This is a genomic window from Cupriavidus pauculus, assembly GCF_002858765.1.
In the GTDB taxonomy this organism is placed as follows: Bacteria; Pseudomonadota; Gammaproteobacteria; order Burkholderiales; family Burkholderiaceae; genus Cupriavidus; species Cupriavidus pauculus_B.
The window spans coordinates 37,823-50,364 of sequence record NZ_PJRP01000022.1 but is presented as its reverse complement, the minus strand read 5'-3'; the positions used below and the strand labels follow the sequence as shown (position 1 = coordinate 50,364).

Genomic DNA, 12,542 nt, shown 5'->3' with positions numbered 1-12,542 from the left:
AGGAGTCGGAAGCGCTCAGGCCGACAATTGCCCGAACAGCCCGCATTCCAGGTCGCTCTCCAGTTCTTCCACCCATGAGGTGCCCGGGCCGGCGTCGTAGACGCTTTCGGCGCCCGTGCCCTGCCTTCTCACCGTCACCTGGCGCGCCGTGCCGTTGACATCGGAAATCTCAAACTCCTGCACGGCGAGACCGACTTGTCTGAACACGGCCTCAACGTCCTGCCGCTCCTGAGGGGGAAACTCGTCGAATTGACGCATCGTCATGGCACACCTCCACGCGGGCATTTTGCGCGCGGCCATAGCATGCCACTTTTCCTTGCCGCCCGTGACGCAGTGCGAAAGACCACTCGCAGGTCGAATGTATTGAATCGTCTACGTCACACTGCTTCGATGTACCGCTGTCCGGGAACAATAAAGTCGTTACTTATACAAAAGTCGTTACCAAAACGAACATTTGTGCTCCGGACTACGCAATGGAGCGGATGGTCACACAGACTCAACAAGACTTACTTCCGCTATATTGAACTTGCCTCACTCTCCATCTGCCCGAAGCACTTGATTGATGCGACGGCTGCCCGCACGCCTGCTCCCCTCGCCAGGCATACCTTGCGGAACCACACCGCGCTCTTACGCCCAGCACCATTCTCAGCTGGCACTTCTGCCCCCCAGTTGCAACGCATCCTTGCCAGCCATATGCGCTGTGGGTATTCCGCGCCACTTACCGCGAGCTAGGTGCCCGGAAAAAAATTGCATTGCGTTCACACCCTCCCCTAGCGCGCATTCGCTAAGGAGTGTGAAGTGAAGCTGCAGATTGCATCCGACCTGGACTTAGAGTTCCTCAATGAGGAGTTGGACTGCCATTCGCTTGGCATAACCCCGGCGCCCGAAGCGGACCTGCTAGTACTTGCGGGAAACGTGCATGCCGGCATGAAGGGCATTGAACACTTTGCGACCTGGCCCAAACCGGTTGTCTACGTGCCTGGCAATCGCGAATATTTCGAGAACGACTTCCTTCTGCTGCGGGATAAGTTCAAAGCCACACGTACTGGCACCTATCCAAGCGTGATTGCATTAGACCGCGACGTCTACGAGTACATGGGAGTGAGGTTTGTAGGAACGACACTTTGGACCGACTTCGCCCTCTATGGCGACCGGAAAGAAGCGCGTCGAATAGCCGCATCAGAGTTGTACGACTACAAATACATTCGAATCGGGTTGAAGCCCTTCGAAACCGGCGATGCATTGCGCGAACACACGAAGAGCCTCGCTTGGTTGGATCGTGTTTTACACCATCGATTCAGCGGCCCCACCGTCGTGGTGACACATCACGCGCCTCATCCCAATAGTTTGGAAAAGTACCTGGAGGACAGTGACTTGAATCCCACTTGCGTTTCGGACTTAACTCGACTGTTGGGCCGCAGCGAATTATGGATACACGGGCACGTGCAGCGTAGCTGCGACTATGTTTTGAGCGGCACCCGAATCCTCGCGAATCCTCGCGGCCTTCCCGACCCCATATCCCTTCAAAGAGCCAGCGGGAATCTTCGTTGGGAAAATGCGTGCTTCGACAGTCTCTTTACCGTCGATGTAGCGGTTCGACGAACATAGCCAGTACAGCTTAGATCATACGATTTGCAGTGCAGCAAATCGCACGCGATGATATTTTTCTACTGCATAGAATCAAATATGGCATTTGTCAAGTACCGGGCTCGACTTCTTTGCCATCATCGCTATAACGAGAGGCGAAGCCTCTCGATCAAGCGAAATGAAATGAAAGCAGCACAAAGAGTTGAAATAGACTCAACACTCGGTATTCCTACCGTATATGTTGTGCAGCGCAAGAAAAAATACTCATTCGATGAGGAAAAAATCGATCGCTGGATAAAGCAAGGACGCGGTCGGGAAGAACGGGAAGCGTACATACCATGGTTCACAGTTTCCGATGTTCCATCACGCGGGAAATCTACTCGAGTCTCGGGTGAAGAGAAATTCGGAAAAAGAACCCTGCACTACCTCTCGACCAACGAATGGTATGCGCACCTCCACCTGTGGTATGACGATGAGTGCATTGGGATACAAGAGCAGTTTCCCTTCCTCGACCGAATGGAGACAATTGGAGTCGCCATTCGCCTCAAAATTCGGCATCCGGAAGACCCGATAACGAAAATTCCTATTGTAATAACTACGGATATTCTGGCCACTCATCTTAACGATGGCACTATTTTCAGGCGAGCTTACGCTATAAAATCAACAGAGTCGCTTAGCAACGAACGCACAGTCGAAAAACTTCGCTTGGAGAGAGAGGTTTCTCAGTTGCATGGCTTCGAATGGGTGCTATGGCTTGACACCGAACTCCGAACTAACTACGGCGACAATCTCGAGCGCCTTTACGGTTACAACCGTCAGCTAAAGCCGAACGAAGCACAGATTGACCTTCTGCTGCTTCAGTTCCAGCGACGCCCCTCAGAAACAGCCACAAGCGTTTGTCGAGAATGTGATCACCTAGCCGGCGCAACCCCTGGGACCTATCTCGCAATCCTTCGAGTACTTCTCGCCACGAAGCAGTTCGCAACAGACCTTTCACGCCGGCGCTATGAGTGCAATCTATGCGCTGAATTCAAGCCCCAAGGCAAGTGGGCAACCCGTGCCACCAAACTACTTCAGTGGGCGCACCCCTCAAGCGCATCGCCATTAGCGGTCCCGGCCGCCAGCGATAAGCTCAGCACAGGTAGTTGCTATCGGGCACCCGGCTTTCTGATTACTCGTCGGATATGAGTGTAGTAGCAGGAACGATCCCAATCGCGGAGAATCTTGTCCTCCGAAATACTCAAACCAATCATCGGTTCCGAGTCGTATTCCGCGGAACCCCTCCGCTTGGTCCAGTCTTATTTTGTATTGATGAATTTTCATACTGGCCCTTCGGATGCCCGTCATTAGCTGAAGATCTACAATCTGGAAAGTACGTTGTGGACAATATTTTCGCATCGACGTTCAAACGATATCCAGAAACTTGCACAAGATTACTACCTTATACGCCACCCGCTAAATTCGAATCGGTCTTGGCGATTGCCGAATCAACTGGCGATGAACGTATCACCAGCCAAAGAAATGACCTTATCAAAAAGGTCGTAGAGTCGACCGAATATATCGACATACTATATGGTCATTCACGCACAAATGCTCTGGATTCTCTGGCCGAAAAACATTTTTGCTCTCGCCAGCATCTCGAAAAAATTCTCAGAATATTCTGGCGATACGGGATGAACAAAACCGCTCTTGGCACAAACTACAGAAATTGTGGCGGCCCAGGAAAAAATGAAAACTCTGTGTCAGAAATAGCATTAGGTGCCCGGAGAATATACGCAACAAAAGAAAATCTCGGCGCTGTTAGTAGCGAGGACTTGCGACAGCACCTGCTTGTCGGAGCTGACTATTGGCTTAGCTCCAGAAAGGTCACCCTGCAGGATGCTGTAGATTTCGTCGTTGAGCTATTTTATTCTACCAAGATAATCGCTGTCGACGGACGACTAGAATATATAGAAATAGATAAAAACTGTCGCCCAACAGTTCGGCAACTTCAATATCTAATAAGTATTGTATATCCGGTCGGCTCTCGGAAGCATTGCCGCATCACGGAAAAGGAATGGCTGCTCGCAAAACGCTCGCTAAGTGGCTGCTCATTCGATATTGCTCGAGGTCCCGGCGAGAGATTTCAGATCGACGCGCATACGGCTAAGGTCTACATCCTAAGCCGCTTCGACCGCCGTTTTGTGGTCTGTCGGCCAACGCTGTACTTCGTTATTGACACATGGAGTCGATTGATTGTTGGCATGTACATAGGACTGGAGCCTCCCTCTTGGAACGCAGCGATGCTCGCGCTCGTGAACTGCGTGGAAGACAAAGTCCAGTACTGCCGACGTTACGGCATTGAGATTGAAGCATGGCAATGGCCTTCCAGGCACCTTCCCGCGTGCCTCCTTGCGGACAAGGGAGAGTTGCTAAGCGTTCGTCTGGCTCACGACATCATTAATATCCTCAACGTTCGCCTTGACAATACGCCCGGCGGGCGCCCCGACCTGAAGGCCATTGTGGAGCGCCGGTTTGGCATCTACGGCTCAGCATTTGGCCCTTCATACCCGGGCTACGTAGAGCCAAACTGGTCCCAAAACCGGGAGCCTGACCCCCAAACCACTGCGGCGTTCGATATCGACCAGTTCACTCGCTCCGCCATCCTCGCGGTCATCACCCACAACTGTAGCCGCGTCATTCGGGACTACCCCGTCCCAGCAGAGATGATTGGCAATGGAACCCCCGCGGTTCCGGCACTACTGTGGGACTGGGGGATCGCGAACTATTCCGGCGTTTTGGCTTCTCGCACAGAAGCTGAGGTCGAGGCGTGCGTCTTCCCTGAAGTCAGCGTCGCTGTCACCGAAAAGGGTCTCGAATGCGCGCATGCGCTTTACAGCAGCCCCACATGTATTTCAGAGAACTGGCCAGCACGAGCGCGTCAGAAAGGTGTTTGGCGCATCCCTGGGAGAATCAATCCGAACCGCATTGGTCAGCTCACCATCCAGTTGCAAGCTCGTCCTCCCGAGCGTTGTACGCTGGTGAACGAGGAACTGCAACAGTTCAGTTGGGCCGAGCAGAACGAACTCGAGTTTCGTAGGCTGGAGAATCAGGCCGCTGGAACCGCTCGTGCTCAACCTCAGCGGATAGCCGCACAGATCGCCCAGCGTCAGATCAAATCCGACGCCAAAAAAGAGACAAAGGATGTTCTCGCCGCTTCCGGACTCAAGCAGCCGATTACACATCACGTTCGGGATGTTCGCCCTGCTGAACGCTACTTGGCGAAAATGCACCCGTTTCACGCTAAACATACCAAGACAGGGCAACCTACACCAAATCCGGCAACATCAGTTTCCTCAGAAACCAGCGCCAAACGAGCGGCAGAGATACAGGCTGAGATTGACTCCCGGAAGCGCCAGGAGTAATTGCAATGAAACCTTCATCATTCGACTATAAGGAATTTTGGAGCACTCATTATGGCTCCAATTCATTCCTTCGTTTGTTAGATCCCCTGTTAGGCATGGAGAGTTTTGATTCGAATTTCTCCATCTACCCAGAATTCAGTTCGGACGAGCGACTTCTTTTAGATTCTTATCGTTTTGTAGCAATAAGCCGACTAGATACGTTTTTTCAAAAATTGGATAGACATTATCCTGTAGTGGACACGATGCACAGGATGATAACAGAAGGATATATTGAGCGCGTAAAACTCGGATTACATTATCACAACAAGGACCGAATAGCCTGGTTTCGAAAGAATCCGGATTTCTATGAATACGCTGCTCCGAAAGACCTGTATATCGCACCGACTAGCGCGCCGATGGCCAGCTTATTTGGCATATCAGGACTCGGAAAGACTTTCACAATACAAAATATCCTTCACCGAATCCGACCTTGGGTTGTTCACAGAGATGGCAGTTTACAATTAACTTACGTATATACCCAATGCTCACCCGATGGACGACTAACTGGCATGCTTCGCAACGTTATTCAGAAAATTGGCGATAGCGTAGGTCATCCATATATTAGTGAACTTTCTGCCAAGCCATCCATCGAGCAACTCGAAGCCAAAGCTTATAAAGTCATCGATAAACACAATGTTGGCATTCTTGTTATAGATGAATTCCAAAATTGCCTTAGTCAACGCGGAGTCGCGCAAAGATCTATTACCAATTACTTTGTTAATCTTAATAATACAACACCAACTCCAGTTTTCATTGCAGCGACCCCTCAAGGGGAGGAGCCCCTCCAAATAGCTCTTCATTCCGCACGCCGCTCCGCAAAATACGGCTCTATCGAGTGGAATCTTCCGGCTCTAGACGCCCACTGGAATAATTTTATGACCGCGCTCTGGCCATATCAGTGGACTAGGGTATATGTTGAGCTTACCTTTGAGTTTATAGTTCTCTTCCACAACTTTTCTCAAGGAATATATGGCATCGCGATTTGCTTATTCCAGCTTTCCCAAATTCGAGCTATCACATCCGGAAAGGAATGTCTGACGCCGGAGCTGGTTACTGAAGTCTATTACAGTGAACTGCACATGGTCACAAAAATTCTTGATTCCATACGCACCCGCGACAAGAGGCAAGCCAATAATTATTCCGATGTCATAGGGGACGTTATTTTCTCGATAAAGGAAAAGGTCAAACAGTATGCAGCCAATTCTGCGAAGATCGGTGAAAATACCGAAGACGAGCAATACCAGGAAGCGAGCCAGTACATTGCCGACAGCTTTCCCGATCTCGCCGCGTCAATCATGCCGCATCTGGAAGCAGTCTACAATCAAGCACCTTCGCTTCGAGCATCTGCCCTGGTCCACAAGGCACATAATCTGTACCTTGCTCAGGGGGGCCCTCCTCGCAGGCGCTCGATCGCACAGCGAGCCAAGGACAGCTCCGGCCCAGATGGCCGCTAAGCTATGGCTTCAGTACTTCTACCGCGACCATACTCTGACGAACTGCTCTATGGAGCCGTCCGTCGATACATTTCATACGCAGGGCCTGTCGATAGAAATCGATTCCTGGAAATTCTGACAGGATGTCGAACACGGCCGGTAATGGATCTACCCTGGTGTCTCACCCACATTAGCGAGATGACGTACTCAACATGGCGCATGTCGCCAGTTCGAATCGCTAACCAACTCACGTTACTCCCTCTTTATTCTTGGCACCTGCATCCCCTTGATGCTGAACTCCTAATGACGATGGCGTGCGGTCCGATTGGCACAGGGATTAAAAGCTTCGCAAAAGCGTCCGTGAATCATGTTAAGCGTCCACCTCATCTAAGAATGTGCCCAGTATGCCGGAGCGAAGATATGGAAAACGGCGAAGCGTACTGGCACCGAACTCATCAGATACCAGGGTTACTTTTTTGCCCTAATCATGAGACATCCATCGTCGAAACGGATGCCCCATACGTCATCCATAGGCTCAATGAGTGGGCAGACGCCAATGACGCTGCGCTTGCAGAATCCAATACCTCTTGTTTGACACCCACACAGGCTGCACGCGCTCTGGAGATTTCCAAACATCTAGCGAAGACATTGAACGGTGAGTTAGACATCCATGTCGACCGCACGATTTATTATATGCTTCTTGCAGTGGACGGCGGACTCTGCAAGTCCACCCGAATGCTTCCGGTAACAATCATAGATGAGTTTTACGATTATTACTCTGGCACACTTCTGGATCTTCTCGGGCTGCCAAAGTTAGAGCGTGATAGATCGTGCTGGATATTCAAATGCATCAACAATCGAGACTACGGACACCCGTTGCAACATGCTGCAATCGAGGTCTTTCTAAACGATGTTGCGAAAAAACGAAAGATCCTAGTTGATGTTGGCTTCGGACCATTCAAGTGTCTAAATCAGAGATGCCACAAGGATAATGGCCTTGCTACTGCTAGAATCGTAGCAGCGGACTGTTGGCCATCCGGCCTTCGGATCACGGCGAAGTGCTCGTGTGGATTTGCATTCAGCTTCTCAAAAACCAATGTAGCTGACAAGCTATCGCCGGGAGATTATCAAATTGAATCTACATCGCCATCGTGGCGAAGAGAAGTATTGTCTCTCCATGCCGATGGAAAATCCGCACCGAGAATCGCCGAGATTCTTGAGGTGGATTCGCAGACGATTCGCAAGACGATCGGAGAAAACTATCCATATTGCACGGCACTCGATGAACGGAAAAGAGTTCTGCTGCGAGAACAATGGAAGGCAGCCTATGCCATGTACGGCGGCGTTCTATCAGATGCAAAGAGCGCTTATTATATCCTGCACAAGACATTGGAGATTTCTGATAATCATTGGTTAACCACCTACAATCGCAAACATGCCAATTGGAATATTGCATCATCGCCCAACATCGATGACAGGCATCTGCCGCTGAATGAACTAGATGAAAGGTGGAGCAAGCGAATTGATGCAGTTGTCGCCTTTCAAATCGCCCACCCACTATCATTGCGGCCAATGACTTACACGGAAATCGCGGAAGAGGCGTCATTGAAATATAAGTACATCAAGTACTTGGGTAAGGCTAGCCTTCCAAAGACATTCATATCGCTCAAGCTTGGTAGACTCAAACTCTCGATAAGGTGAGCCGCGTTCAGTCCTCATGATGCCATTCTGCGCAACACAAGCTCAAGCTCCGCCAAGGTTGCATGGTCGCTCAAACCCATTCCAGGATGAGGACTGATTTGGCGCCAGAGCTCCATTTCTGGCCAATCTTCCGACCTATCGTCCACGACGCACCAGTTCACTAACTTGTGCAGTCTCACGTATCGGGCGATGACTTCATACTGGGTCGCAACCCGGAAAAGACCGGATAGTCGCAAGCTCGCGATGGGGTCTGTTGCACCCACCATTCGCATGGCAAGCGCGGGCGGGAGCTTTTCACGTAACTCGTCTAGCGTCCAGTTCAGCAGCCAACTACTTCTGATAACAAGGACAGCATCGAAGAGATCGACCATCTCTGCGAAGGCGCTGCTCCAACGCCAATAATGCAAGCCTTCTTCGCTAGTCGGTTCGTCAGGAAGTGGGCCCACCCTGGGCGGTACAAGCACGCCTTCAAGATTGATGAAGATCCTCGTGCGCTCATCGTATTCCATGGCAGTCTTCCCCTTCAACGCACGTGCGATTCACGCAAGGAGCGTGGCTTGGCCAAGAAGCCGGCCCAACGCATCGCATACGCCTGACGCTGCTAGGCCTTGGTCGTTCGTCACGATAATCGAAGCTTCCGCAATTTCAGGTAGCGCCTGGGACCAATCCGAGTCGAGGAGTATCGGATGCATTGGGGAGCGCCGACGAAGGTCCTGGCGGAGCCACTCTTTTCGAATGCACAGGCTCCGCGCATGAAAGCGTAGCTTCTTGTTTCCCGGCATTGTTGATCCGATGACTCGCGCTCGCAGTTCCATCGGCAGATGCTGCACGGTATTGCGGTATCCGATGACATAGGGCCACCAACAGTGGAGAACAATCTTGGTATCGGGATACACGCTGAGGATGGATTCCAGCAGCGCGGCCCTCTCGAATAGTCTGTGACCATCTTGAGTACGCAAGCTGGGCGCCCTTCCGTTCTCGAAGGTCACCGCTCGGGGATGCAATACGCCATCGATGTTGAGATACAAGAGGGTGGCCATACAGGCGGCTCCCCAACCGAGGGGCCTGGCACACGCTCTCGCCAACATACAAGCCGTGCGGCTAGAATGGATGCGCCAAAGCCGTGGGGGCTGGACGACTCTGCCTTGGTGGCATTTGGTTCTACTTCTTCGAGTCGAACACAGGTTTCCGCTTGTTAGCTTGCTAACAGGCGGCGCTCGCCTGTGCAAACGGAATATATCAATTGCGCCATACCGATACGTCTTGGACGCGGCTGGCTGCGAGGACTGCTCGCGGCCTTCTCGCGCGTAAAGGTATCGCCTACCAAGAACTTGCCACTAGGCTAACCGCCGCCGGAATGGCGGAGACCTTTCGAAGCGTTGAGAGCAAGATTCAACGAGGCAGCTTTCGCCTGGAGTTCTTTGTGGCAACGCTCAAGGTCATTGATTCTGAGTACCCACCTCAATGGGCCGCCTACCTCGAGTCGGATTTGTCGATCGCTGAAGCCGCGACCCAGATATTTCATAACGAACTCCTGGCAAACAAGCTGAGCATCGAAGTCTTGTGCTCGCTGCTGGGACAGCGCGGTATTTCGATTGACGCGTCGACGGTCGCTACGTTGCTCGCGGACCATGATGTTCCCTTCACGCTGTTCCTTCAGCTCGGCCTGACAGCGCCAATTCACGGACTCAGCCGGTTTGTAGACCAATGCGACATTGAAGCTGCCGCCATCCCTGCAACCATATAGATTTCGCATCACATGACGCGTATTTATACGCGTCATGTTCTTACTTTAGGCGATTGGGGTCAGTTTGCAAGCAAAACTGGGGGGTGTAACAAGGGTCGGCTATGACCGCCAAGCGCGGCGACGCCAGAACTTGTAACCGCGGCCGGATAGATCATCTGCCGCAAGCACAATGCGTCCTTTTTCTCGGAGCACCATTCCCGCTGCTCACCCCGTCTTGACAGCACATCAGATTTGTCCTTTGCTCCGAGCAAGAAGCACAAGGAGCTGGCCATGCCTTCCAAGACAACCTCAAAGTCGCAGTCCGACGAGTGGTTTGCGGAGCTGCAAGCTAAGCTGCTCCCCGAGATCGAGTGTCCCGGCTCATGGCAGCTATTCTCCAAACGCTTACCGCCTCATCCAGACACTCTGAAGTTCGCCATCAATATGTCCACGGGAACATGCGATGCGCTTGAGTTGACGGAGGGGCTTGCTAAGAACTCCGACGTAGGTGACTTCCTTAACCGCTGCTTTTGCGACGTCAAACCCGAGCGTCTGTACTTTGACGGCGACAAGTCGGTTCATATGGGTGCCCTTGTCATCTGGGCAGCCTCGAACGGCGTTTCAATCATCGCCCACCCCCTGTGTACTGATTGCGGAAAAATCCGCGGGTTGATCGCGTCCCTCACTGAAGCGTTGAACATCGATTTTGGGGCTCCATTTGAGACACTTCAAACAACACTAGCGAGTTGGCGCGAGTCCTATAACGCCGGTGTATCGGGCGAAAGCAAGACGCCTTGATGTCTATCGTGGTTTCCCATGAGTTCGAAGCCCTACCGCGAAGGCGACAAGAGCCGCGCCATCTGCCCTCGCTGCGCGAAGATTGTAGGCACGACCTTCGTGCGCCGCGACGTCACGTTTAGTGATGACCGAGGTTTCGTGAAGGATAGCTTGGTGGCAGTCTGCGACGTGTGCGGAGAAATCGTAGCTACTCCAGCACAGTCAACCCCTGCTATTCGCAAGGCTCGGCGCTGACGCGAGCTACCTCGCGTCAGCAACGACTCTGGCGTCGGGAAAAAAAAGCGGCTACGAAGTCGAGGGCGCCATGAGAGGCCTTCGCCGGCGACGATCATTTGAAGTTGCTCCAAATGACCGCCACACCATCACCAACAGTCCTGGTTGCCTTTTTGCTTACCAGACCTGCTCGTCTTCAGCCTGTTCCTGGATCAACTCTTCCAGCGCGCCACGGATACGCGTGGATGCCAGATAGCGACAAGCCTGCGAAGCGAGATGAAGCGCTTCACGGCCGCCGATTCCGCTGAGGCCTTTGGCATTTTCGAGAGCTCCGAAGAACGCCCTGTCGATTAGGCCCGTGCTCATATGCCCAGTGCTATTCACGCCGTGGGCCGTCATGATCCAGCCCGCGAGGAAATCGAATGACGCTCCGGACGGAGGGAGCGTATCGTGGCGTCCCGCAGCAACCCCATCGTCGAACAACTGCTCGTCGAAATCCGGCGTTGGATACATCGTATATTGGCCCTGGCGCTCCTCGTCAGTACGGTGATCAACAAACGGGGTTTCCTCCAGACGAATGGTCGGGTAAGCCCAGCCGCGCTTACCGCTGGGTTGCAACCGGAGATTGCCTCGGATTTCCATCCGCCGGTTCGTCTTGTAGAACAATGCTTCTGGGTTCGCGCCTTGCTCCAGATCGTAGCGCACAACGAAAGGCACATCGACCGTTCGATTCAGATGCTGGAAGGACGGGAAGTCCTGCGAGAGTTCGATAGCACAGGTCAGGTTATCTTCCGTCTCACCGTCATGAGGAATGCCGAGTTTTGCCAGCGTGGTCCAGACGCTGCTCTCTTCGCGCGTGATGTCGTCCTCAAGGTTCTGCACCATCATGGCGTGGTTCATCAACTCGCTGGACCCCTGAATGAATTGACGCTCGCCTTGCAGATCATCATCCATGTCAACTCTGGCAAAGCCTCCGTTGGATACCCCCTGGGCAAATACGACAACGCACTTGCGCGCCAACTCGGGCGGATAGCCGAGTTCGATCATCCTGGCCTCGATCATGGCGGAGTCCGGAATGTAGTAGCCACGGCAGCGCTCGAGGCCTGCCTTTGACGCAGTCAGGTACGCATGGAGATTCGGATAGCCGAAACCCGCTGCCATCAAGTGCTCAGCATGCCTGGGTTTAAGATACTCGGGATTTAGCCTGAGAAGCTCTCTGAGGAGCTGAGCTATGAGGGAGATAACTTCTTGAATACGCGCGTCCATACGCCAATCCTTTCGAATGTTGGTGGAATTCGGGCTCGATGTGCAGGTTTATCCCCGAACTACCGCTTCAAAAGGCGACGTCCAAACGATAAAAGAGAAAAACAGAGGTGAGACTTGCGGCTAGTGGGAGCACCTGCATGCTCGCGCTAGCTATGCGCCCCTTTGGGGCACGCGCAGCACTATTGGATAGCAAAATGGGAATAACTGTCAAGGGGGGCTGAGCCTAGGGCGCGAATCGAACGAAGCCAGCACCAGCCGGCGCTCTGTGCCCGATGCCTCTCGCTCGGGAAGGCTTCAATTCGCGGAACCGGCCACCCCGTCCGCCGAAAAGAAAAACGAGCGCCGCGAGGACGCCCGTTGGAGCTTTCTAAACCA

At 52.7% G+C, this 12,542-nt stretch carries 11 protein-coding genes; 7 read left to right on the top strand and 4 right to left on the bottom strand.

The features are described 5' to 3' along the window. Nucleotides 1-15 precede the first annotated feature (15 nt). Nucleotides 16-264 carry a hypothetical protein gene (locus CYJ10_RS30075; RefSeq protein ID WP_101685165.1) on the bottom strand — a complete coding sequence of 83 codons (249 nt, stop codon included), beginning with the start codon at nucleotides 262-264 and terminating at the stop codon, nucleotides 16-18. Between the two features lie 534 nt (nucleotides 265-798). Here CYJ10_RS30075 and CYJ10_RS30070 point away from each other — a divergent pair. The 5 genes from CYJ10_RS30070 to CYJ10_RS30050 all read left to right on the top strand — a co-directional run bounded on the left by CYJ10_RS30070 (nucleotide 799) and on the right by CYJ10_RS30050 (nucleotide 8,164). Further along, nucleotides 799-1,608 carry a metallophosphoesterase gene (locus CYJ10_RS30070; RefSeq protein ID WP_101685096.1) on the top strand — a complete coding sequence of 270 codons (810 nt, stop codon included), beginning with the start codon at nucleotides 799-801 and terminating at the stop codon, nucleotides 1,606-1,608. A gap of 162 nt (nucleotides 1,609-1,770) precedes the next feature. Further along, a complete protein-coding gene (locus CYJ10_RS30065; protein ID WP_180863113.1) occupies nucleotides 1,771-2,775 on the top strand; it encodes a TnsA endonuclease N-terminal domain-containing protein in 1,005 nt (334 codons plus the stop codon). 284 nt (nucleotides 2,776-3,059) lie between these two features. Beyond that, nucleotides 3,060-4,991: a DDE-type integrase/transposase/recombinase gene (locus CYJ10_RS30060; RefSeq protein WP_180863112.1), complete on the top strand. Its 1,932-nt coding sequence runs from the start codon at nucleotides 3,060-3,062 to the stop codon at nucleotides 4,989-4,991. A gap of 5 nt (nucleotides 4,992-4,996) precedes the next feature. After that, nucleotides 4,997-6,484, top strand: coding sequence for an ATP-binding protein (locus CYJ10_RS30055; RefSeq protein ID WP_101685093.1), 1,488 nt, complete (start codon nucleotides 4,997-4,999; stop codon nucleotides 6,482-6,484). 3 nt (nucleotides 6,485-6,487) lie between these two features. Continuing rightward, complete coding sequence (locus tag CYJ10_RS30050) at nucleotides 6,488-8,164, top strand: TnsD family Tn7-like transposition protein (protein ID WP_101685092.1); 1,677 nt, start codon at nucleotides 6,488-6,490, stop codon at nucleotides 8,162-8,164. A gap of 14 nt (nucleotides 8,165-8,178) precedes the next feature. On the opposite strand, the gene CYJ10_RS30045 is transcribed toward CYJ10_RS30050, so the two are convergent. Beyond that, complete coding sequence (locus tag CYJ10_RS30045) at nucleotides 8,179-8,673, bottom strand: HAD domain-containing protein (RefSeq protein ID WP_101685091.1); 495 nt, start codon at nucleotides 8,671-8,673, stop codon at nucleotides 8,179-8,181. Nucleotides 8,674-8,703: 30 nt separating this feature from the next. Then, entirely contained in the window at nucleotides 8,704-9,204 is a 501-nt protein-coding gene (locus CYJ10_RS30040) for an HAD domain-containing protein (RefSeq protein ID WP_101685090.1), read from the bottom strand. A gap of 203 nt (nucleotides 9,205-9,407) precedes the next feature. On the opposite strand from CYJ10_RS30040, the gene CYJ10_RS34480 reads away from it, so the two are divergent. Beyond that, nucleotides 9,408-9,911 carry a DUF6471 domain-containing protein gene (locus tag CYJ10_RS34480; protein WP_219621551.1) on the top strand — a complete coding sequence of 168 codons (504 nt, stop codon included), beginning with the start codon at nucleotides 9,408-9,410 and terminating at the stop codon, nucleotides 9,909-9,911. Between the two features lie 270 nt (nucleotides 9,912-10,181). After that, nucleotides 10,182-10,688 carry a hypothetical protein gene (locus CYJ10_RS30030; protein WP_101685088.1) on the top strand — a complete coding sequence of 169 codons (507 nt, stop codon included), beginning with the start codon at nucleotides 10,182-10,184 and terminating at the stop codon, nucleotides 10,686-10,688. 390 nt (nucleotides 10,689-11,078) lie between these two features. On the opposite strand, the gene CYJ10_RS30025 is transcribed toward CYJ10_RS30030, so the two are convergent. Continuing rightward, the gene (locus CYJ10_RS30025; RefSeq protein WP_101685087.1) at nucleotides 11,079-12,167 is read right to left on the bottom strand and encodes a hypothetical protein; all 1,089 of its coding nucleotides are present in this window, start codon (nucleotides 12,165-12,167) and stop codon (nucleotides 11,079-11,081) included. Nucleotides 12,168-12,542 lie beyond the last annotated feature (375 nt).